The sequence below is a fragment of the Flavobacterium dankookense genome (assembly GCF_004362665.1).
Lineage (GTDB): Bacteria > Bacteroidota > Bacteroidia > Flavobacteriales > Flavobacteriaceae > Flavobacterium > Flavobacterium dankookense.
Map to the genome: position 1 here is coordinate 291,720 of NZ_SNXR01000014.1, position 22,106 is coordinate 313,825.

At 32.3% G+C, this 22,106-nt stretch carries 19 protein-coding genes; 5 read left to right on the top strand and 14 right to left on the bottom strand.

The annotated features are described in order from the left end of the window. Positions 1 to 13 precede the first annotated feature (13 nt). From BC748_RS09755 to aspS, 6 genes are all read right to left on the bottom strand, one after another. The gene (locus BC748_RS09755) at positions 14 to 538 is read right to left on the bottom strand and encodes an NADH-quinone oxidoreductase subunit C (RefSeq protein WP_133533301.1); all 525 of its coding nucleotides are present in this window, start codon (positions 536 to 538) and stop codon (positions 14 to 16) included. A gap of 1 nt (position 539) precedes the next feature. Continuing rightward, entirely contained in the window at positions 540 to 1,085 is a 546-nt protein-coding gene (locus BC748_RS09760; protein WP_133533302.1) for an NADH-quinone oxidoreductase subunit B, read from the bottom strand. 32 nt (positions 1,086 to 1,117) lie between these two features. Further along, a complete protein-coding gene (locus tag BC748_RS09765; protein WP_133533303.1) occupies positions 1,118 to 1,483 on the bottom strand; it encodes an NADH-quinone oxidoreductase subunit A in 366 nt (121 codons plus the stop codon). A gap of 203 nt (positions 1,484 to 1,686) precedes the next feature. Further along, a complete protein-coding gene (locus BC748_RS09770; protein ID WP_133533304.1) occupies positions 1,687 to 1,887 on the bottom strand; it encodes a cold-shock protein in 201 nt (66 codons plus the stop codon). A gap of 149 nt (positions 1,888 to 2,036) precedes the next feature. Further along, positions 2,037 to 4,718, bottom strand: coding sequence for a T9SS type A sorting domain-containing protein (locus tag BC748_RS09775; protein WP_133533305.1), 2,682 nt, complete (start codon positions 4,716 to 4,718; stop codon positions 2,037 to 2,039). 6 nt (positions 4,719 to 4,724) lie between these two features. Then, positions 4,725 to 6,470 (bottom strand): aspartate--tRNA ligase, encoded by a 1,746-nt coding sequence (aspS, locus tag BC748_RS09780; protein ID WP_133533306.1) that lies wholly within the window; start codon positions 6,468 to 6,470, stop codon positions 4,725 to 4,727. Positions 6,471 to 6,639: 169 nt separating this feature from the next. On the opposite strand from aspS, the gene BC748_RS09785 reads away from it, so the two are divergent. Together BC748_RS09785 and BC748_RS09790 are read left to right on the top strand one after the other, a co-directional pair. Continuing rightward, positions 6,640 to 7,632 (top strand): TlpA family protein disulfide reductase, encoded by a 993-nt coding sequence (locus tag BC748_RS09785; protein WP_133533307.1) that lies wholly within the window; start codon positions 6,640 to 6,642, stop codon positions 7,630 to 7,632. A gap of 163 nt (positions 7,633 to 7,795) precedes the next feature. Next, complete coding sequence (locus tag BC748_RS09790; protein ID WP_133533308.1) at positions 7,796 to 8,140, top strand: toxin-antitoxin system YwqK family antitoxin; 345 nt, start codon at positions 7,796 to 7,798, stop codon at positions 8,138 to 8,140. 69 nt (positions 8,141 to 8,209) lie between these two features. On the opposite strand, the gene BC748_RS09795 is transcribed toward BC748_RS09790, so the two are convergent. From BC748_RS09795 to BC748_RS09825, 7 genes are all read right to left on the bottom strand, one after another. Then, the gene (locus BC748_RS09795; RefSeq protein WP_133533309.1) at positions 8,210 to 11,680 is read right to left on the bottom strand and encodes an efflux RND transporter permease subunit; all 3,471 of its coding nucleotides are present in this window, start codon (positions 11,678 to 11,680) and stop codon (positions 8,210 to 8,212) included. A 45-nt stretch (positions 11,681 to 11,725) separates the two neighbouring features. Beyond that, positions 11,726 to 12,088: a four helix bundle protein gene (locus BC748_RS09800; protein ID WP_133533310.1), complete on the bottom strand. Its 363-nt coding sequence runs from the start codon at positions 12,086 to 12,088 to the stop codon at positions 11,726 to 11,728. 39 nt (positions 12,089 to 12,127) lie between these two features. After that, entirely contained in the window at positions 12,128 to 13,267 is a 1,140-nt protein-coding gene (locus tag BC748_RS09805; protein ID WP_133533311.1) for an efflux RND transporter periplasmic adaptor subunit, read from the bottom strand. Positions 13,268 to 13,278: 11 nt separating this feature from the next. Further along, positions 13,279 to 14,619, bottom strand: coding sequence for a TolC family protein (locus tag BC748_RS09810; protein ID WP_133533312.1), 1,341 nt, complete (start codon positions 14,617 to 14,619; stop codon positions 13,279 to 13,281). A 6-nt stretch (positions 14,620 to 14,625) separates the two neighbouring features. Next, complete coding sequence (locus BC748_RS09815; protein WP_133533313.1) at positions 14,626 to 15,222, bottom strand: TetR/AcrR family transcriptional regulator; 597 nt, start codon at positions 15,220 to 15,222, stop codon at positions 14,626 to 14,628. A 102-nt stretch (positions 15,223 to 15,324) separates the two neighbouring features. Continuing rightward, positions 15,325 to 16,596: an NAD(P)/FAD-dependent oxidoreductase gene (locus tag BC748_RS09820; protein WP_133533314.1), complete on the bottom strand. Its 1,272-nt coding sequence runs from the start codon at positions 16,594 to 16,596 to the stop codon at positions 15,325 to 15,327. A 4-nt stretch (positions 16,597 to 16,600) separates the two neighbouring features. Further along, entirely contained in the window at positions 16,601 to 17,131 is a 531-nt protein-coding gene (locus BC748_RS09825) for a YceI family protein (RefSeq protein WP_133533315.1), read from the bottom strand. Between the two features lie 152 nt (positions 17,132 to 17,283). Here BC748_RS09825 and BC748_RS09830 point away from each other — a divergent pair, with 152 nt between their 5' ends. Both BC748_RS09830 and BC748_RS09835 read left to right on the top strand, forming a co-directional pair. Then, on the top strand, positions 17,284 to 18,258 hold the full coding sequence (locus BC748_RS09830; protein WP_133533316.1) for a polyprenyl synthetase family protein: 975 nt from the start codon (positions 17,284 to 17,286) through the stop codon (positions 18,256 to 18,258). Further along, on the top strand, positions 18,251 to 18,613 hold the full coding sequence (locus BC748_RS09835; protein WP_133533317.1) for a hypothetical protein: 363 nt from the start codon (positions 18,251 to 18,253) through the stop codon (positions 18,611 to 18,613). The genes BC748_RS09830 and BC748_RS09835 overlap by 8 nt, the downstream gene beginning before the upstream one ends. 50 nt (positions 18,614 to 18,663) lie before the next feature. On the opposite strand, the gene BC748_RS09840 is transcribed toward BC748_RS09835, so the two are convergent. Beyond that, positions 18,664 to 19,203 carry a hypothetical protein gene (locus BC748_RS09840; RefSeq protein ID WP_133533318.1) on the bottom strand — a complete coding sequence of 180 codons (540 nt, stop codon included), beginning with the start codon at positions 19,201 to 19,203 and terminating at the stop codon, positions 18,664 to 18,666. Between the two features lie 114 nt (positions 19,204 to 19,317). Here BC748_RS09840 and BC748_RS09845 point away from each other — a divergent pair, with 114 nt between their 5' ends. Continuing rightward, positions 19,318 to 22,089 carry a 2-oxoglutarate dehydrogenase E1 component gene (locus BC748_RS09845; RefSeq protein WP_133533319.1) on the top strand — a complete coding sequence of 924 codons (2,772 nt, stop codon included), beginning with the start codon at positions 19,318 to 19,320 and terminating at the stop codon, positions 22,087 to 22,089. Positions 22,090 to 22,106: the final 17 nt, after the last annotated feature.

The window sequence follows — 22,106 nt, forward strand, 5'->3', positions numbered from 1 at the left end:
TAATTCTTAATTTTTAATTTTTAATTAAGCTTGTTCTTCCAAAAAATCTATCGTCTTTGTCAGTTCTTCCGCTATCTTCCATTGGGAATTCTTTTCTCATTGGATGTGAAATCATTTCATCCATATTTAAAATTCGTTTCAACTGTGGATGACCAATGAAATTTATTCCATAAAAATCCCAAGCTTCTCTTTCCATCCAATTCGAGCATTGAAATAAATCAATTATAGATTTTGTTTCAGGATTTTCGCCATTTAAAAAAGTTTTGACACGAATTCTAACATTTTCAATCCAATTGTGCAATTGATAACTAACGGCGAATTGCTCATTAATATCATTATCTGGATAATGAATTCCGGCTAAATCAGTTAGGAAATGAAAGTTTAATTCGGATTCTGTTTTTAAAAACTGAATTACTTCATAGACTTTATCTGGAGTAATCTCAAAGCAGAAAATATCTTTTTGCATTCCAAAATTGGAAGCTGAATTTCCAAACTTTTCAATTATTCTTTCTTGTATTGTGATTGTTTCTAATGCCATATTATAAGTTATATGATGCTAACAATTCTTTGTATTCAGGAGAATTTCTTCTTCTTACGGATTCGTTTCTAACTAGTTCTTGCAATTGCATAACACCGTCAACAATTTGTTCAGGTCTTGGGGGACAACCAGGAACATAAACATCAACTGGGATTACTTTATCAATTCCTTGCAGTACAGAATAAGTATCAAAAACTCCTCCTGAACTTGCACAAGCACCAACAGCAATTACCCAACGAGGTTCTGACATTTGTTCATAAACTTGACGTAAAATAGGTGCCATTTTTTTGGAAATTGTTCCCATTACCATTAGCATATCGGCTTGGCGTGGAGAAAAACTTACTCTTTCAGAACCAAAACGCGCTAAATCATAATGTGAAGCCATTGTTGCCATAAACTCAATACCACAACATGATGTTGCAAATGGTAATGGCCAAAGTGAATTAGCACGCGCCATTCCAACAACGTCGTTTAATTTTGTAGCAAAAAACCCTTCGCCAACAACTCCTTCTGGTGGAGCAACCATGTTTATTTTAGAATCACTCATTTATAACGTGTAATTAAAATTTCGTAATTAATTTATTCCCAATCTAGCGCTTTCTTTTTGATGATATAAAAGAATCCAATCAATAAAAGCGACATAAAAATGACCATTTTAATCATTCCTTCTACTCCTAAATCTTTAAAATTAACTGCCCATGGATATAGAAAGATAACCTCAACATCAAAAAGCACAAAAAGAATAGCCACTAGAAAATATTTTACTGAAAACGGGATTCTAGCATTTCCAACAGATTCAATACCACATTCAAAGTTTTTATCTTTGTTCTTTGAACTTCTTTTTGGGCCTAAATAGCCTGATATAATAATGGTTCCAACAACAAATCCAACTGCTAAAAGCATTTGCATAAGTATAGGTAAATAGTCTAATTGATTTGATTGCATAACCTTAAAATTTGCTCAAAATTAAAATAGTTACAAATATACATCGCAATATTGAAAACACAAGAAACAAACCTTAAACGTTTGTTATTTATAGTTAAAAAAGTGTTTATTTAAAACGAATTTAAATAACAGTTATAACGAATAAAAAAAGCGTCCCAATTATGGAACGCTTGATTTGTCAGGTAATCAAAAAATAATATATATTAGTCTTCGATAGCTTCTACTTGAGCAGCTACTTTACCTTTTCTTCCCTCTTCTTCTTCGTATGAAACGCTATCACCTTCGTTTAACGAACCACCTTTAACTCCAGTAGCGTGAACGAAAATATCTTTTCCTGTTTCATCGTCTGTAATAAATCCATAACCTTTGGATTCATTAAAAAATTTTACTTTGCCTGTGCGCATTTTTGTAATAAAAAATAATTAATAATGTTCAAAGATAAATTTTATTGTGACATAACAAACAAAAAACATCTAAATTTTATAAAAAAAATATAATGATTTATGTTTGTAATTAAATGATTTTCAATAAAGTGTTTTTTTTGTTGTCAAATTTATTTTCTGATTAATTTTTGATTAATCGTAGTTCCATTTTCTAACTTCATTTGCAATATATAAATTCCAGTTTCTAAATGATCAAGTTGAATTGTATTATGATTGATTATAGAGTTTATTTTTTTACCTTGAATGTTAACTATTTCAACATCTTTAACATCATCTGATAAGTAGATAATATCAGTGGCTGGATTTGGGTAAAATAATGAAACAGGTTTATTAATAATGTCGTTATTAGACAGCTCATTTTCTAAATATAACTTACATATCGCAAAATCAAAGGTTTCATTATTTACTATGGTAACTCCAGTTAGTATTATGTTGTTATCGTTTGAAATTAATACATTTGAAGGTAAATCGTAATTGTTAAAGAAATCGACACTTGAATAGCCATTACTACCAAAACCGTTGTCAACTGAACCATTATTGTTAAATTTTGCCACAATAAAATCATTGTCTTCCGCTCCTAAAGTACCTGAAATTATAAATTTGTTATTAATAATCGGAAGAATTGAGGATGTATAACTAATTTTTGTTGGATCTAAGTATATAATACCATCTATATCAAATGTAGTATCCAAAGAACCATTTGGATTAAGCCTGAAAAGCAACGAGTTTGATAAATTATTATAATTGTCGGCTATCATTATTTTATCATCGCTTTGTATAGCAAGACTTACTGGAGAATCAGCTGAGTTGGGTATTCCAATTGTAAAGATTCCAGTAGTATTGAAACTTGTGTCTAAAGAACCATTAGCATTACATTTGAAAACAACAATATCCGCATTACCATTTGTATTTTGAAATGTTCCGATTGTAATAATTTTTCCATCGGATAAAGTATCTACTTTTAATAACTCATCGAAATTTGCAGTTGATGTTAGTGTAGTTGAACCGTTTGTTCCAAAGGATTGAACTAGGTTTCCATTGTTATCCACTTTTGCCAAAAAGAAATCAGTTGTTAAACTTTGACCAGTATTTGTTGTAGTAGTACCAACAACTAAAATGGAGTTATCATTTAATATTTTTAAATCATTTCCACTTGAAAATGAAGATGAATTAAAGTTTGCAAAACCATTTGTTCCAAAAGTTGTATCGACAGTTCCGTTACTATTTAAACGAAGTAGCTTGATAAAAGTTTGTCCAGAAACAATTACAATTTTCCCATTAGAGTCCACCTTTATTCCTTTTACTGTATCTGAAAAAAGGTTATTATAGGTAAAAAAACCATTTGAACCAAAAGTTGTATCAATGCTTCCATCTATATTATATCGACAAGCAGATAAAACTTCATTACCATTAACATGACTAATTCCAGCAAGTATAACTTTACCGTCATTTTGTTTTACAGAACATGTTGATTCGTCGTAAGCAAATTTTGAAAAAAAATAAAACAATCTTCCATCAACATTAAAGGTATTGTCAAAACTACCATTATTGTTTATTTTTGAAATAGCTATTTTATTAAGCAATAATGTTTCTTCGGTATTTCCTGTAATCAAAACTTGGTTTCCAATTGTTGAAAAATCGCGAGCAACATCATTATATGAAAAATAAGAGTATTCTAAAAATCCATTTCCGTTTAGAGTAGTATCTAAACTCCCATTGGAATTGAGACGATGTATTAAAATATTGTTATTTGAATTACCATTTACAACTGGTGATGTATTACAAACTATTAAAAATTTACCCTCACTTAGAATTTTAAATTTTGCAATTCCATTTCCAAAATTATTTGGAGCAGTATTTGCAATTATTCCATTTGTTGCAAATGTTGTGTCTAGAGAACTGTTTGAATTAAGTCGGACAACATTTATTCTTGGTACTGATGAAGTATAATTTGAAAAAACAAACACAATTTTGCCATCACTTTGGATATCTAAATTGAAAAAATTATTTATCAATGTATAACTAAAAACTCGTCGTCCATTTGAGTTAAAACTATTATCTAATGTTCCATTCGAATTGTATCGAGCAATAAATATGTTTGGAATAGAAGATATTAATGTTGTACCACCAACAAGAAATTTTCCATCAGGTTGTAAAATTATACATTTCGAAAATTCGGTATTACCAATATCCGTTGTAATACTTCCATTATTTCCAAAAGATGTATCTGCCAAACCATTGGTATTGTATCGTAAAACTCTATAATCTTGTGAACCGCTATTAAAATTAGACAAAGCTAGAATTTTACCGTCACTTTGTATAGCAAAATCATTAAGACCTCTATCGAAATTTGTACCAGTTTCGTTGATTAAACCATTGTTACCAAAGGTAGAATCTAACTCACCATTAGCTAATAATCGCATAAAGACTGGATTTCCTTCAACATTTCCACCTAAAAGTATTTTCCCATCAGATTGTGTCAGAACTTTAACAGCAAACTCCATTTGATCCAATTCTAATTTTCCATCGGTATCAAAACTTGTATCTAAAGAACCATCAGCATTTAATCTTAATACAAAAGTTTCGCTAATTTCACGATTTTCAATATTTCCAAAAATCAAGATTTTACCATCATTTTGTATAAATTGGCTAACTACAGTATAATCTGCTTGACCAATGTTAGTATTTACTTTTCCATTGGTTCCAAATTCTGTAAACAATTCACCCGCATTTTGAGAAAATGAAAAGATTGACAAAAAACAACAACAGATTAAAACGTAGATTTTCCTCATAATATTTTATTTAAGTTTTATATGCAATTCGTTCAATTGTGCTTCATCAATCACAGATGGCGCGTCGATCATTACATCTCTTCCTGAATTGTTTTTTGGAAAGGCGATAAAATCACGAATCGTTTCTTGACCTCCAAGAATAGCTACTAATCGGTCTAAACCAAATGCTAAACCACCGTGTGGTGGTGCGCCAAATTGGAAAGCATCCATCAAGAATCCGAATTGATTTCTTGCTTCTTCTTCGGTAAATCCTAAATATTTGAACATTAATTGTTGTGTAGCTTTATCGTGAATTCTGATAGAACCTCCACCAATTTCGTTTCCGTTCAAAACCATATCGTAAGCATTGGCACGAACTTTTCCTGGATTAGTCGCTAACAATTCCATGTCTTCTGGTTTTGGAGATGTAAATGGATGGTGCATTGCGTGCCATCTTCCAGATTCTTCATCCAATTCTAATAATGGAAAATCTACAACCCATAATGGAGCAAATTCAGCTGGATTTCTCAATCCAAGTCTTGTTGCTAATTCCATTCTTAAAGCAGAAAGTTGAGCACGAGTTTTATCGGCTGGACCAGAAAGTACAAAAATCATGTCTCCAGCCTTGGCGCCAGTAATTTCTGCCCATTTCTTAAAATCTTCTTGATTATAAAATTTATCTACAGATGATTTATAAGTTCCGTCGGCTTCACATTTTACATAAACCATTACAGAAGCACCAACTTGTGGACGCTTTACCCAGTCAATTAAAGCATCGATTTCTTTTCTTGTGTATGCTGCACAATTTGGAGCGGCAATTCCGACCACCAATTCTGCTGCATTGAAAACTGGAAAATCTTTATGTTGAGCAACTTCGTTTAACTCACCAAATTTCATATCAAAACGGATATCTGGTTTGTCGTTTCCGTAAGTTTTCATGGCATAATCGTAGGTAATTCTTGGGAATTTTTCTACTTCAATACCTTTTATTTCTTTTAGTAAATGACGCGTTAATCCTTCAAATACATTTAGAATATCTTCTTGTTCTACAAATGCCATTTCGCAATCGATTTGTGTAAACTCCGGTTGTCTATCGGCACGTAAATCTTCGTCACGGAAACATTTTACTATTTGAAAATATTTATCCATTCCGCCAACCATCAATAATTGCTTGAATGTTTGTGGCGATTGTGGCAAGGCATAAAACTGACCTTCGTTCATTCTACTTGGAACTACGAAATCTCTTGCGCCTTCTGGAGTTGACTTGATTAAATAAGGAGTTTCAACTTCACAGAAATCTAAATCTGATAAATATTTACGAACTTCCATCGCCACTTTATGACGAAAAAGCAATGAATTTTTTACCGGATTTCTTCTGATATCTAAGTACCGGTATTTCATTCTAATGTCTTCGCCGCCGTCAGTTTCATCTTCAATTGTAAATGGCGGAGTTAAAGCTGCGTTTAGAATTGTCATTTCTTTTACTAGAATTTCAATTTCACCCGTAGCCATGTTTTTATTTTTGGCTTCACGCTCAATAACAGTTCCTTTAACTTGAACTACAAATTCTCTTCCCAATGTTTTAGCCAATTCGAATACTGACTTTTCAGATCGACTTTCGTCAAATAACAATTGTGTAATTCCATAACGGTCGCGTAAATCAACCCAATTCATGAATCCTTTATCTCTTGATTTTTGAACCCAACCAGCAAGTGTAACTTCTTGATTAATATGTGAGGCGTTTAATTCACCACAATTATGACTTCTATACATTTGGAATATTTTTTTATTACTTACAAATCGACCTTTGGTCTCGGGTGCAAAAGTAAAAAACAAAAACTAATAAATTAACGATTCACTGAGTTGAAATTATATGTTAATCTTTAAAATATAAATAATAAAAAAAGTATATTTGATTTTTATAATTTTAAGATAAAAAAACATGAAAAAATCGCTTAGCTTTTTAGTGCTAATTTTAGTTTCAACTATATCGTTTGCTCAAGAAAATATGACATTTGAAGCAAAAATTACAAACAAAAATGGAGACATTTTATTCATTAAAAACAAACGAATTATTGTTCATGAAATAAAAATTGACGAAAAAGGAATCTTTAAAGCAACTTTCCCAATTAAAGAAGGTGTTTATCAATTATTTGATGGTGCAGAAAGTGCTCAATTGTTTTTAAAACCAGGTTTTGATTTAAAAATGACAATGGATGCCGCTCAATTTGACGAAACGATTAAATTTTCAGGTAATGGTTCCAAAGAGAATAATTTCCTTGCAGAATCTGCTCTTGCAGATGAAAAATTCAATTTTGACGCGATACTAGCATTAGATGAATCTGCATTTAATAAAGCAATTGATGAGAAAAAAACCGCTGATTTGAATAGATTAGAAAAAGCAGGTTTAGATCCAATCTTTGTAGATTTAAATAAAAAAGGAATTGAAGGAGGAATTTTAGGGCTAAAACAATATTACACTCAAATCTCTGGAAATAAAAAATTAAACAATACCAAATCACCAAATTTTGACTTTGAAAATCATAAAGGTGGAAAAACCTCTTTGGAAAGTTTAAAAGGGAAATATGTTTACATTGATGTTTGGGCAACTTGGTGTGGACCATGTAGAGCTGAAATTCCATTTCTAAAAGAAATAGAAGCAAAATATCACGATAAGAATATTGAATTTGTTAGTATTTCTGCTGATGTTCAAAAAGACTATGAAAAATGGAAATCTTTTGTAAATGAAAAACAGCTTGGTGGAATTCAGCTATTTGCTGACAAAAATTGGGAATCTGATTTTTTGAAAGCCTATGGAATTAACTCTATACCGAGATTTATCTTAATTGATCCGAATGGAATTGTTGTAGATGCTGATGCTGCAAGACCTTCAAGTCCAAAGCTAAAAGAACAATTGGATAAATTGGTTAAATAATTTTTCTAATCTTAATATAAAAAACCTTGCAAATTGCAAGGTTTTTTATTTTCCAATGTTAAGTTTTTCTCAATGTTACGAAATTGTTAAGTAAAAGTTTTTTTATTGTAAACTAATTAAATACATTTGTTATATAGTTTATTAATAATTAAAACCTACAACCATGAAAAAGATATTAATACTAAGCTCATTTGTGTTTTCAGGATTTGCATTTGCACAAGAAATAAAACCAATTTTAGAGCAAGAAGGTAACTTGGTGAAAGCAACATACTATTATGAAAATGGTAAAATTCAGCAACAAGGTTTCTTTAAAGAAGGAAAATTAGAAGGTCAATGGGTTTCTTATGATGAAAATGGAAATAAAAAATCTATTGGGGAATATAGTAACGGAGAAAAATCTGGAAAATGGCTTTTTTGGAATGACAAATCATTAAGTGAAGTAGATTATTCAAAAAGCAGAATAGAAAAGATTAAATCTTGGAAAGAAGATGCTGTTGTAAACAAATAAAACATTATTTAATTCAATAAAAAAGGAACTCAAATTTGAGTTCCTTTTTTGTTTAACCAATAACTAAAATTAAGCTTCAATCGCTTTTCGTTTTTCTCTTCTATCGCGAAGGAAATATTTGGTTCTTTTTACTAGGAAGAACATTACTGGAACCATTACTAAGGTTAGAATAGTTGCATAAGTCAATCCAAAAATAATTGTCCAAGCCAATGGACCCCAAAATATTACGTTGTCACCACCAATATATAAGTGTGGATTTAAATCGGTTACTAAACCAAAGAAGTCAAAGTTGAGACCAATTGCTAAAGGAATTAATCCTAAAACAGCAGTTAAAGCAGTTAACAATACTGGACGTAAACGGTTTTTACCACTTTCAACAATGATGTCTTTGATTTCATCAATAGTCAAATCATCATGGCTTTCTAGGTTTTTCTCTCTCACTTTTTGGTCTAGAAGCAATACGAAGAAATCCATCAAAACGATACCGTTTTTCACCACAATTCCGGCGAGTGAAATAATTCCCATCATCGTCATTAAGATTACGAAATCCATATTGGCAATTACATATCCATAGAAAACACCACTAAAACTCAACAATACCGTAAACAAAATCACTACAGTTTTTGAAATTGAGTTGAACTGCAACACGATGATGATGGTAATTCCAGCCATAGCTAAGAATAAAGCATACAACAAGAAACTTTGGTTTTTCCCTTGTTCTTCTTGAACTCCTGAAAACGAATACGTAATTCCTTTTGGCAATTCATATCCTTTTAATTCAGATGCAATTTGCTTGGTAATTTCATCAGCATTATAACCTGTAATCACGTTAGAGTAAACGGTCATAATACGTTTGTAATTCTTTCTCTTGATTTGGTTATAGGTTGTCGTTTTTTGCGTTTCAGAAACTGCCGAAATAGGCACTTGCATCATCTGACCATTATTTTGGTTTCTAAAAGTCAACGATTGATTGAACAAAATGTTTTCATTTTTTCGTTGGTCTTCTTGCATTCTCACAATGATGTTGTAATCGTCATCACCTTCTTTATAAGTTGAAATTTCTTGACCATAAACCGAACGGCGAAGATTAAATCCTAATTGACCTGTAGAAACACCAACACTTCCTGCATTTACTCTATCTACAAGCACTTCCAATTCAGGACTTTGCTTGTTTACATCAACGCTTAATCGTTCAATACCAGGAATGTTTTTAGCATTGATAAAACCAATCATTTTATCAGCTTCTTTAATCATTTGATCATAATCCGTTCCGGTTAACTGAACACTGATTGGATAACCCGCTGGCGGACCATTTGCATCTTTTTCAACCGTAACAGTTGCTCCAGCAATTCCTTTTACTTTTCCGCGAATTTCTTCCAAAATATCAGAAGTATTTACACCTCGACGAAGTTTAAATTCGGTAAAACTAACGGTTACTTTTCCTTTAAAAGGCGTTTCAGAAGCGGAACCAGCATCTACATTTGGATTTCCAGCACCAACGCCAACTTGCGAAACGATACTTTCTGCGATGTAGTTTTCCTCTTTATTATTTTCATCTACATATTTTTCCAAAATAGCGATAACTTGCTTTTCTACAAATAAGGTTGCCTTATTCGTTTTTTCAATATCAGTTCCTTGTGGATATTCGATGTAAACAATGGCTTGATTTGGAATATTATCAGGGAAGAACAATACTTTTCTTGGGAAAACTCCAAGCAGAATAAAGGATAAGAACAACATTCCAATGATACCAACTAAAGCATACCAAGCATTTCTACCTGTTAATATTTTGGTTAAGAAGCGTTTGTATTTTTCTTCCATTTTTGGGAAAAATCCATGTTGGAAATCTTGTGTCCATTTGTATAATTTCCATTTATAAAGCCACATTAATCCTAATGAAATCAGAGCTAAGTGACCAATTCCTCTAGCTGCTTTCGAATCGTTTACGTTTCCAATGATGATGAAAATAATCGCTACTATTCCAAAAATGATAGAATACATTTTGGCTGATTTTTTGGTTACGTTTCTATCTTCAATATCCATCGAACCACCAGTCATTGCGGCGTTGATAATCATCGCCACAAATAAAGATGCTCCAAGAGTTACCGAAAGTGTTACTGGGAAATAAATCATGAATTTACCCATTGTTCCAGGCCAAAGTGCAAACGGTAGAAACGCCATTAATGTAGTTGCGGTTGATGAAATTACTGGCCAAGCGATTTCGCCAATACCAATTTTTGAAGCTTGAACGCGCGACATTCCTTTTTGCATATTGGCAAATACATTGTCGACTACCACAATTCCGTCATCCACAAGCATTCCTAATCCCATTACTAATCCGAACAAAACCATAGTATTCAACGTCATTCCGAATGCCGAAAGAATACTAAACGCCATCAACATCGAAAGTGGAATTGCCGCTCCAACAAATAATGAATTTCGCAATCCCATGGTGAACATCAACACAATCATTACTAGGATAATACCAAAAATAATGTGGTTGGACAATTCATCAACTTGGTGTTCAACTCGTGAAGATTGATCGTTTGTTAAGTCTAGTTTTAAATCTTTTGGCAAATAAGTTTCTTGAGCCAATTCGATTTTTTCCTTCACTTGCTCAATGGCAGAAATCATGTTTTGTCCCGAACGTTTTTTCACGTTGAGCATCACTACTTCTTTTCCTTTTTCGCGGGCATAAGTGGTTTTTTCTTTTTCTTTAAACGAAACTGTAGCAATATCTTTTAAATAAACTGTTCCTCCGAAAGATTTTACAATAACATTTTCTAGTTCTTTCGGATCCTTAATCTCTCCAACAATTCTAATGTTGTTTCTTGAACCTTGAGACGTTAAATTTCCTCCCGAAAGCGTCATGTTCTCATACTTCACAGCATTTTGAATGTCGTCAAAAGAAACTTGAGCTGCCGTCATTTTGAAAATATCAACTGCAATTTCAACCTCTTTATCATCAACACCCAAAATGTCAACTTGTTTTACTTCGGGAATTTCCTCAATGTCGTCTTCAAGTTTTTCTCCGTATTTTTTTAGCTGTTGTGTCGTGTAATTTCCTTTTAAGTTGATATTCAAAATTGGCACTTCTTCCGAAATGTTTAAGTCGAAAACACTTGGTTCAACTTTACTTCCGTTGTCAAGATTAGGCCAATCGGTATCGGCTTTTACAACATCAACTTTATCTTTAATTTTTACTTTCGCTTGTTCAACAGATACTTTATCCGAGAACTCAGCGATAATCATCCCATAATCTTGAAAAGCACTAGCAGTGATTTTTTCAATTCCACTGATGTTTTTAAACTCCTTTTCAAGTGGTTTGATAATTAATTTCTCAACATCCTCAGCTGAATTTCCAGGAAATACAGACGATATGTAAATTTTATTTTCGATGATTTCAGGGAAATCCTCACGTGGCATCGTGACATAGGCAATTAAACCTGTAACAACAATAAGAAAGGTGAAGATGTAAACAGTAACTCTGTTATCTACAGCCCAACTCGATATACCGAATTCTTTATTTTGGTGTGACATATATTTTGGTTTATGAGGTTATTTGTTTATTAGTTTATAAGCAAATCATTTTGGTAATTGAGATTTATGCAATCCATCAATTAACAAAGTCACCTCTGTTATTTTCTCTCTAATTTCAATATATTTTTTCTCTTCAATGTATTCAAAGTCAAATGATAATATTACTTGATTTAATAATTCTAAAGCTGAACCAAAAGCTATTTCTGTAAATCTAGCTTTATCCTTCATTGAACTTCTTCCTGAACCTTCGGCAAGATTTGAAGCAATGGAAACTGTACATCTTCTCATTTGACTAGTCATTCCAAAAAGTTCGTCTTTTGGAAAATGCTTCGTTATTTTAAAAATTTCCAATGCCAATTCACGTGATTTCTGCCAGGCAATAAGTTTTTCAAAACTAAATACTTTCATTATTCTACTTTTAAACTTATAAACACATCAACTTATAAACTAAAAATTCAATTTCATTCCTTCTGAAATGTTGTTAACGCCATCCGTTACGATTACATCATTTGTAGATAATCCGCTTAAAATTTCAGTTACATTATCAGATGATTTTCCAGTTTTTACCAATACTTTTTTAGCTTTTCCTGTTTTACCATTACTTCCGTCAACTACAAAAACAAATTGATCATGATTAGCATCTTCTTGGATTACTCCAGTTGGAACCACAATAGCATCTTTACTAACATAGTCAATAATTTTTAGTTTTGCTACTTGATTTGGACGTAACAAATTTTCTGGATTTGGAACACTTACTTCAATGCCAAAACTTCTATTGTTTGGATTGATAAAACTTCCCACTTGACGTACTTTTCCTTTGTAAGTTTTACCTAAAGAAGTTAGAAAAACATCTACTTGGTCACCAATTTTCAGTTTTCCTATATAGCTTTCAGGAATTGTGGTTGACACATACATGTTTCCTAAATTCACAATTCGCATCAAACCTTGTGCGCTTGGAGCTACAACTTCGCCTTTTTCTACAAAAACCTCATCAATTGTTCCAGAAAATGGTGCACGAATTACGGTTTTGGACAATTGAGCTTTGATTTGTGAAACTGCTTTTTGAGCCGAAACCATTTGGGTTTGTGCTTGTAAATATTGAATTTCAGAACCAATTTTTTTGTCCCAAAGATTTTTTTGTCTTTCGTAAGTTGTTTTTGCCAATTGATATTGATTTTCGGCACTTGCTAATTGTTGGCTCATTCCAGCATCGTCAACACGACCAAGGATTTGACCTTTTGAAACACGTTGTCCAGCTTTAACGGTTAACGAAGTTAATGTTCCGCTATATTCCGGTTGAACAACTATATTTTCTTTGGTATCAACATTTCCTTGCACTTCAAGATAGTGATTGAAAACGGTATCTTTTACAGTTGTAACGCCAACAAGAGCTTCATCTACTTTTACATCCAAAGTAGCTAATGCTTCTTCAATGGTAGCAATTTCAGCTTGCAAAGCAACTTTCTTTTCCTGAAGTGCTTTTACATTTTTTGAACTTATTAAACTATCGATTGATTGTTCTTTTTCACCTTTTCCACAAGCGAAAAGCATGAGTGATAAAACGGAAAGTAATATTATTTTTTTCATTATATTTTAGGTTAGTTTTTATTAATTATCTTTTCTAAAGTGGCTTTTTTATTGATGATGTTCACCATTGATTGTAAATAATTTTGTTGAGCCGAATACAATTGTCTTTGGGCTTCGCTAAAGTCAAAACTGGACGACAAACCTTCAGTGAATTTTATTTGTTGCTTTTTTTCAATACGTTCAGCTAAATTCAAATTGCTTTTTGCCGTAGCATATTCTTCAATACTGAATTCAAATTCGCTTTTGGCTTTTTCGTATTGAAGTTGTAATTGTTGCTCCACTTCAGTCAACTGAATTTTAGCTTGGTCTAAAGCAATTTTAGCTTGTTGTGTTTTGGCTTTTCGACCGAAACTGCTAAAAATAGGTACATTTAAACTTACTCCTAAGTTGGAATAATTCAACCATTTTTGGTTTTGAGTAAAAAAAGCAAACTGATCGTTGAAAGCATTATAACCAAAGTTCACATTAGCTGCCAATGATGGTAAAGCTTTGCTTTTTTGCAACTTTAATTCTAATGAGCGTTGTTCTTCAAAATTACTTGCCATTAAATAATCGATGTTATTTGAAACCGAGAATTCAGTTGAACCAAAAGCAATATCTAAATTGGATAACGATAAATTATCAAGTTTATCTGTTAGCTTCAATTCAGAATCTAGATTAATTCCTAAAGAATATTTAAGCATTTTTGTTGCTACATCTAATAAACGCTTGGTATTATTCAAATTACTATTGATAGTTGCCAACGTAATTTGAAGTTGCTCTACATTTTCTTCTTCGATTAAACCATTTTTATAAGTTTCCTCTGTGTCTGAAAGTGTTTTAGATAAAGTTGCTTTATTTTTTTCAAGAATAGCAATGCTTTCTTCTGCTAAAAGTACATTCCCATAGGCATTGATTACCATTTCGCGAATTTCGGTATTGGTTTTTTGCTTAGCGTTTTCATAATACTTCAAATACGTTTTTGAAGCTTGAAGTGCTACAATATAAGAACCATCAAAAATAAGTTGGCTCAATCTTCCATTAGCAACCATGTTGTGTCGTGTTCCGAAGGCAACCTCAGCAAATTCACCAGGATTCCCACCAAAAAACTCAGCAGGAACAACTGATTTTTGTAATTCAAAATTGTTTTGATAGTCTAAACTTGCACTAATTTGTGGCAAACCAGCAGCAGTTGTTTCCCATTTTTTCTGTTTTGCTGCATCAATGTCTTTTGAAGCACGAATGGCAGCATAATTGTTTTGAATAGCGTGTTCAATGGCTTGCTTTAAACTAAACGAATAGTTTTGTTTTTGTTCTTGAGCTTGTAAAACACTCACAAGTAAGAGAAAGGTTAATATTATTTTGTTTTTCATTGATGATTATAAATTATGGTTTTTTAATTGTTTTTCGAGTTCTGTAATTCCTTCTTTTGTAGCTATTGCTCTGGTGTGATATTCGAGTGCTTTGGCTTCAAGTTCGTAGGCATCTTTTTCCATCATGGTGTTTTCATTAATAGAGAATATGAGTGTGTAATAAAATTTTACTGCTGCCTCAACATCGGTTTCTTTTCTGTACAAACCTTGTGTTATTCCTTTTTCAATATTTTGTCGGAACATTTGACTACAATCTTCTATTTCATTGCACATCATTTTCTCATAAATCTCAGGATAATGCTTTTTCAATTGATATGCTGGAGATTGGTCAAAGGATTGAAACATTTCTTTGAACATTTCACGCATTTGAAAGTTTTCCTCAATGGCGTTAAAATTTTTCCCAACAATTTCATCCATCATAGCGTGAATTTTTTGATGGACTACTTCTGTTCCTTCTTCAATTAACCTTTCTTTATTGCTAAAATACTTGTAAATAGTTTTTTTTGAAATACACATTTCGCAAGCAATATCATCCATCGTTACACTTTTGAAACCTAATTTCAAAAACATATCTGTAGCTTTTTTGATGATTTTCTCTTTCATAATCTTGTTGAAATTTTCGGTGCAAATGTAAAACGGAAACTTTAAATACTAAAATAGTTTCCATAGTATTAACGTAAATTTAACACACGATTTATTATTAATTTATAACTTAATTTTTTTCTCAGGTCTAATAATCATTCTCAGTGATGAATTTTTAGAAAAATAAGCTAAAGCCCAATGATATAGTGTATTAACTTTGTTTCTTGGCATAGACAACGACATTAAATGAACAAACAGCCAAGCTAACCAAGCTAAAAATCCTTTAAAATGAACTTTAGGTTTTGGCAAATCAACTACTGCTTTATTGCGTCCAATAATTGCCATCGATCCTTTATCATTGTACTGAAAAGGTTTTTGAGTTTTATTGGCCAACGCTAAAATCAGGTTTTTGGCTAGATTTTTTCCTTGTTGCATTGCAGGTTGTGCAACTTGTGGATGACCATTTGGAAAATTTTTATCACTTTCCATAAAGGCAGTATCACCAATAGCAAAAATATTTTCTGTTCCGATAACTTTATTGAATTCATCAACTAATAAACGATTACTTCTTCCAAACATTTCGTCTGACAATCCTTTAAAACGCATTGCCGTAACACCTGCAGCCCAAATTAAATTTCGAGTTCGTATCGTTGAACCATCTTTAAAACTAACCGTTTGACCATCATAATCAACCACTTGCTTGTTGAGTAAAACTTCAACACCCAATTTTTTAATTTGTTTTAATGTTTCTTCTTGCGAATTCTTACTCATTGGTGCTAACAATGAATCTCCGCCATCAACCAAGTAAATTTTAGCATTTTTAACATGTGAAAGTTCTGGGTATTCTTTATGGATAATCGTTTTGCTCATTTCGGCAAACATTCCCGAAAGTTCCACACCAGTTGGTCCGCCACCAGCAACAACAATTGTCATTAACTCTTCTTGTTCTTTTAAATCTAAAGAATTAGAAGCGATTTCAATTCGTTGCAACATACTATTTCTCATGTTCAACGCATCTTCTAGGGTTTTCATTGGAATGGCATTTTTCTTCACATTTTCCATTCCAAAATAATTGGTAACAGTACCTGTAGCAATCACTAAATAGTCGTAGTTCAATTCGCCATTATTGAGAATAATTTTGCTTTCGTTGGAAATAATTTCTTCCAATTCGCCCATCCAAAATCGAATTTTAGAACCCGAAAGCATTTTTCTAAACGGATAACTTATTGATGATGTTTCTAAAAAACCAGTTGCTACTTGATATAATAGAGGTGGAAAAAAATTATAATTTAATTTGTCAACAAGTGTAACTTCAAATGCGTCACTATTATAAAAAGCTTTTGCAAAATTCAATCCTGCAAATCCACCACCAATAACTACTATTTGTTTTTTCATGATTTTAATTATTAGTTTCGAATTCTAAATTGGCAGTTATGTTAATATTTGAGCCGATTAACAAACCATTGTTTTCAAGATTTGAGTTAGAATACAAACCAAAATCTTGACGATTAATTTCTCCAATAATCTCAACTAAAACTTTTGAAGACGCAGGATTTGTTTCAAGTTCAACAATTTTAGCATCAAGCTCAACTATTTTAGTGATGTTGTTTATGGTTAAGTTACCTTTCACAAAATTGATGTCGTTATTCACTTTTTCAAACGAAGTAGATTTAAAACTCACATAAGGATATTGACTTAAATTAATAAAATCTTTCAATTTTACATTGGCATCAATATGTTCCAATTTCCCTTCTTTTTTGTTTACATCCAAAACAAATTCAACGTTAGCATTTACAAGTTGGTTATTTTCAATAGCTATTGAACTTGTAAGTTGGTTGAAGGAACTATCCAAATAAGCTATGATTGAATTTCTAGCTCTAATCATAAAATCTGATTGGCTAGTATTTAAATTCCATTCAGTTATAGTCATTGTAATTGTATTTTAATGTTGTAATTTTTTTTGCAAAAGTAAATAGGAAACTTTTAATACTAAAATAGTTTCCTAAGTATTTACATTTTTTTAACATTTTGTTATTATTTGATAAATTATGTTTTTGACTTACTTTAGCAAAAAATAAAGCAATGCAAAGCATTTCATATTATCAGGGAATAATTTCTTCCCATTTCGAAACTTTATCGCTTCAAAAAGAACCAAAAAATCTTTACGAACCGATAGAATATATCCTCTCACTTGGTGGCAAAAGACTGCGTCCAGTTTTAACCTTATTGACTTCTGAAATTTTTGATGTTGAGTGCAAAAAAGCACTCGATGCTGCCACAGCAGTAGAAGTTTTTCATAATTTCTCTTTAATCCATGACGATATAATGGACGATGCGCCATTGAGAAGAGGAAACGAAACAGTACACGAAAAATGGAATATCAATACTGGAATCCTTTCAGGCGATGCGATGCTTATTTTGGCGTACCAATTTTTTGAAAATTATGAGCCAAAAACATTTCGAGAATTAGCCAAATTGTTTAGTAAAACAGCTTTGGAAGTTTGCGAAGGTCAACAATATGATGTTGATTTTGAAACTCGTGATGATGTATCGATTCCTGAATATTTGAAAATGATAGAATACAAAACGGCAGTTTTGGTTGGAGCAGCAATGAAAATGGGTGCAATTGTAGCCGAAACTTCAGAAGAAAATAAAAATTTGATTTATGATTTTGGTCTGAATTTGGGTATTGCTTTCCAATTACAAGATGATTACTTAGATGCTTTTGGCAATCCTGAAACTTTTGGAAAACAAGTTGGTGGTGATATTATCGAGAACAAAAAAACGTATTTATACCTAAAAGCGATTGAATTTGCAAAGCCAGAAGTTAAAGAACAATTGTTGCATTTGTTTTCCATTCAGCCTAACGACAATACCGACAAAATTGCTTCGGTGAAAGAAATTTTTAACCAAACTGGTGCAAGTGAAGCAACTCAAAAAGCCATACAAGATTATACTTTTAAAGCATTTGAAACCTTAGAAGAAATGCAAATTAGCGCTGACAAAAAAACAGTTTTGAAAGCCTTTGGTGAAAAATTAATGAACCGTAATGTCTAATTTTATTGTTCCAATATCAGCAGATAATTTACTTTCGGAAGCCGAAAAAGAAAACTTGTACTCAAAACTGATTGAACAAATTAATAAAGATTTCAATTTTGCCAATGAAGCAATCGATTTTCCACAAAACACTTCGCCCAACGAGTTGAAAATTCAACTTCACGAAAAAATATATCGATTGATTCAGTACAAATTTGCTGAATATTTAAACTTACTGTACATCATTGATGTTCCTGAAGATCAAGTAAAAAAACTGGATGGAACTGATATAATGCAATTATCCGAACAAGTTTCTTTTTTGATTTTAAAAAGAGAATGGATGAAGGTTTGGTTTCGGAATAGGATGGAACGTTAAAAAAATGCCTAGTAGTCATTTTTAGTGAACAGGCCAGATGGCGCGATGGATCAAAAGAAAACCCTAACAAACGGCATAAACGCATCGCCATAAACGTTTTTATCTTCATTGAATAAAACATTATATCGTGCGCCAATAATTACATTTTCCATTCGATAACCTGCGCCAAGAAACAATCCTGTATTCCAAAAATCATCCGAAAAATTTGTTTCATCATAACTAACATTTACACGAAGTTGTTCTAATTCTACAGATAACTGAATTTCTTCAACAGGATTAACCAAACCAATCAAACTTGCTCCATATTGACTTGAAGAATAAAAATTTTTTTGTTTTAAATAACTATATTGAAGACCTAAACCTGCCGAAAAATACTTATTCACATTGTAAATTGCACTTGGAGCAACTGATATATTAGTAAATCCCGATCCAAAGCCAAGACCAAATCCACCGCCAAATTGTACTTTTTCCCAAAAAACACTTTTCTGTTTTTCTTGATTAACTTCTTGTGAAAAACTTGTTTCCCAAGCAAACAATAGAACAATAATTAAAACTGTTTTTATCAAACGAAGAAAACCATTCTTTTTCATTGAAATATATATTGTATTAACGTTATAAATATACTAAAATGATTGAAAAATTATTACAAAAGTCATACTTTTGCAAAACTATTTTTTTAACATAATGTTGATTAACCGAAAATTATGGATAGGTTTTCCTTTTTAAACGCAGCACACACACAATTTTTTGCCGATTTATACGAACAATATACTCAGAATCCTGACAGTGTAGAACCAAGTTGGAGAGCTTTCTTTCAAGGATTTGACTTTGGAATGGAAACGTTTTCTGAGGAACAATTTTTGGCTCAAATGTCAAAAACTGATTCTGATGGTCAAGATTGCAATTTAGTTTCTGGTAAATTACAAAAAGAATTCAACGTACTCAAATTAATCGATGGTTATAGAACTCGTGGTCATTTGTTTACTAAAACAAATCCTGTTCGCGATAGAAGAACGTATGAGCCTAATTTAGATTTAGAAAATTTCGGCTTAACTTCAGCTGATTTAGATACTGTTTTTGATGCTGCAAAAGTTATCGGAAAACAACCATCAACATTAAAACAAATTCTTGAGCATTTGAAAAACATGTATTGCCAACACATTGGTATCGAATACATGCACATGGAAAACCCAATTTTTGTAAACTGGGTTCAAGAAAAAATTAATGTAAACGATAATCTCCCAAGTTTTAACTCTGAAGAGAAGAAACACATTTTAGGCAAACTAAATGAAGCTGTTTCTTTTGAAAATTTTCTTCATACAAAATATGTTGGACAAAAGCGTTTTTCTCTTGAAGGTGGCGAAAGTTTAATTCCAGCTTTAGATTCTGTAATTGAAGCTGCCGCTGAAAAAGGTGTAGAACATTTCGTTATGGGAATGGCACATCGTGGACGTTTAAATACTTTGGCTAATATTTTTGGAAAACCTACGCAAGACATTTTCTCTGAATTTGACGGAAAAGATTACGACAAAGAATATTTTGACGGCGATGTTAAATACCACTTAGGTTTAACTGCCGAAAGAAAAACAAAATCAGGTAAAAAAATCAACATCAATTTAGCACCAAATCCATCGCATTTAGAGACCGTTGGTGCTGTTATTGAAGGAATTACCAGAGCAAAGCAAGACAAATATTTCCCAGACGATTTTTCAAAAGTATTACCAATTGCCGTTCATGGTGATGCAGCCGTTGCAGGACAAGGTATTGTTTATGAGATTGTTCAAATGGCTCAGCTTGACGGATACAAAACAGGTGGAACTATTCATATTGTAATCAATAATCAAGTTGGATTTACAACCAATTATCTCGATGCTCGTTCCTCAACTTATTGTACTGATGTTGCTAAAGTAACACTATCACCGATACTTCACGTAAATGCTGATGATACCGAAGCTGTAGTTCATGCGATGCTATTTGCATTGGATTTCCGTATGGAATTTGGTCGTGATGTATTTATCGATTTATTAGGTTACAGAAAATATGGTCACAACGAAGGTGACGAACCACGTTTTACACAACCGGTTTTATATAAAATCATTGCTCGTCATAAAAATCCACGTGAAATTTATGCCGAAAAATTAATCACTGATGGAATAGTAGATGCTGCTTATTTGACAAAAATCGAAAATGATTACAAAGCCAAACTAGACGAAAATCTTCAAGAGTCGCGCAAAAAAGACAAAACGATAATCAAACCTTTCATGCAAGATGAATGGAAAGGATTTGTTCAAGTTTCTGATGATGAAATGTTGAAAAAAGTAGATACTAAATTCGACAGAAAGAAATTAGATGCAATCATCGAAACCGTTTCAACTTTGCCTTCTGATAAAAAATTCATCAGCAAAATTTCTAAGATTGTTTCCGATAGAAAAACGATTTATGACAACAATACATTAGATTGGGGAACAGCCGAAACATTAGCTTATGGCTCACTTTTAACCGAGGGTTATGACATTCGTGTTTCGGGACAAGACGTAGAAAGAGGAACTTTTTCCCATCGTCATGCCGTTGTAAAAGTAGAAGACAGCGAAGAAGAAGTAGTTTTACTAAATACACTAAAAGACAAAAAAGGAAAATTCAATATTTTCAACTCATTCCTTTCAGAATATGGCGTACTCGGTTTTGATTATGGCTACGCATTAACCAATCCAAATGCATTAACTATTTGGGAAGCGCAATTTGGAGATTTCTCCAACGGTGCTCAAATCATGATTGACCAGTACATTTCATGTGGTGAAGACAAATGGAACAACCAAAACGGAATTGTATTATTGTTGCCTCACGGATACGAAGGTCAAGGTGCCGAACATTCATCGGCTAGAATGGAACGTTATTTACAACTTTGCGCACGTCATAATATGTATGTAGCCGATTGTACAACGCCAGCCAACTTCTTCCACTTGTTAAGAAGACAAATGAAAACCAAATTCCGCAAACCGTTAGTTGTGTTTTCACCAAAAAGTTTACTCCGTCATCCATTGTGCGTTTCAACAGTTGATGAACTAGCAAATGGTCAATTCCAAGAAACAATCGATGACAATTCAGTTGATAAGAAAAAAGTAAAAACAGTGGTTTTCTGTACAGGAAAATTCTATTATGATATTTTAGCCGAAAGAGAAAACTTAGGCAGAAATGATGTAGCTTTGGTTCGTATCGAGCAATTATTTCCATTGCCAACCGAACAATTAAAAGAAATTATTGCTGGTTATCCAAATGCAGACGATTTTGTTTGGGCACAAGAAGAGCCAAAAAATATGGGCGCATACAGTTTCATGTTGATGAATTTCGATTTAGTAAAATGGAGATTAGCATCACTAAAAGCCTACGCAGCACCAGCAGCAGGAAGTCACACTAGAGATAGAAGACGTCATGCTGATGCAATAAAAATGGTTTTTGATAAAAATTTATATAGATAATAACATACTTATAAAAT

What these genes read in the sequence shown, in the direction of transcription:
- BC748_RS09840 (WP_133533318.1), bottom strand. Translation starts at nt 19,203, where the DNA reads ATGAAAAAGAATGGTTTTCTTCGTTTGATAAAAACAGTTTTAATTATT.
- BC748_RS09830 (WP_133533316.1), top strand. Translation starts at nt 17,284, where the DNA reads ATGCAAAGCATTTCATATTATCAGGGAATAATTTCTTCCCATTTCGAA.
- BC748_RS09755 (WP_133533301.1), bottom strand. Translation starts at nt 538, where the DNA reads ATGGCATTAGAAACAATCACAATACAAGAAAGAATAATTGAAAAGTTT.
- BC748_RS09765 (WP_133533303.1), bottom strand. Translation starts at nt 1,483, where the DNA reads ATGCAATCAAATCAATTAGACTATTTACCTATACTTATGCAAATGCTT.
- BC748_RS09820 (WP_133533314.1), bottom strand. Translation starts at nt 16,596, where the DNA reads ATGAAAAAACAAATAGTAGTTATTGGTGGTGGATTTGCAGGATTGAAT.
- BC748_RS09770 (WP_133533304.1), bottom strand. Translation starts at nt 1,887, where the DNA reads ATGCGCACAGGCAAAGTAAAATTTTTTAATGAATCCAAAGGTTATGGA.
- BC748_RS09760 (WP_133533302.1), bottom strand. Translation starts at nt 1,085, where the DNA reads ATGAGTGATTCTAAAATAAACATGGTTGCTCCACCAGAAGGAGTTGTT.
- BC748_RS09835 (WP_133533317.1), top strand. Translation starts at nt 18,251, where the DNA reads ATGTCTAATTTTATTGTTCCAATATCAGCAGATAATTTACTTTCGGAA.
- BC748_RS09800 (WP_133533310.1), bottom strand. Translation starts at nt 12,088, where the DNA reads ATGAAAGTATTTAGTTTTGAAAAACTTATTGCCTGGCAGAAATCACGT.
- aspS (WP_133533306.1), bottom strand. Translation starts at nt 6,470, where the DNA reads ATGTATAGAAGTCATAATTGTGGTGAATTAAACGCCTCACATATTAAT.
- BC748_RS09805 (WP_133533311.1), bottom strand. Translation starts at nt 13,267, where the DNA reads ATGAAAAAAATAATATTACTTTCCGTTTTATCACTCATGCTTTTCGCT.
- BC748_RS09825 (WP_133533315.1), bottom strand. Translation starts at nt 17,131, where the DNA reads ATGACTATAACTGAATGGAATTTAAATACTAGCCAATCAGATTTTATG.
- BC748_RS09810 (WP_133533312.1), bottom strand. Translation starts at nt 14,619, where the DNA reads ATGAAAAACAAAATAATATTAACCTTTCTCTTACTTGTGAGTGTTTTA.
- BC748_RS09815 (WP_133533313.1), bottom strand. Translation starts at nt 15,222, where the DNA reads ATGAAAGAGAAAATCATCAAAAAAGCTACAGATATGTTTTTGAAATTA.
- BC748_RS09795 (WP_133533309.1), bottom strand. Translation starts at nt 11,680, where the DNA reads ATGTCACACCAAAATAAAGAATTCGGTATATCGAGTTGGGCTGTAGAT.
- BC748_RS09845 (WP_133533319.1), top strand. Translation starts at nt 19,318, where the DNA reads ATGGATAGGTTTTCCTTTTTAAACGCAGCACACACACAATTTTTTGCC.
- BC748_RS09790 (WP_133533308.1), top strand. Translation starts at nt 7,796, where the DNA reads ATGAAAAAGATATTAATACTAAGCTCATTTGTGTTTTCAGGATTTGCA.
- BC748_RS09775 (WP_133533305.1), bottom strand. Translation starts at nt 4,718, where the DNA reads ATGAGGAAAATCTACGTTTTAATCTGTTGTTGTTTTTTGTCAATCTTT.
- BC748_RS09785 (WP_133533307.1), top strand. Translation starts at nt 6,640, where the DNA reads ATGAAAAAATCGCTTAGCTTTTTAGTGCTAATTTTAGTTTCAACTATA.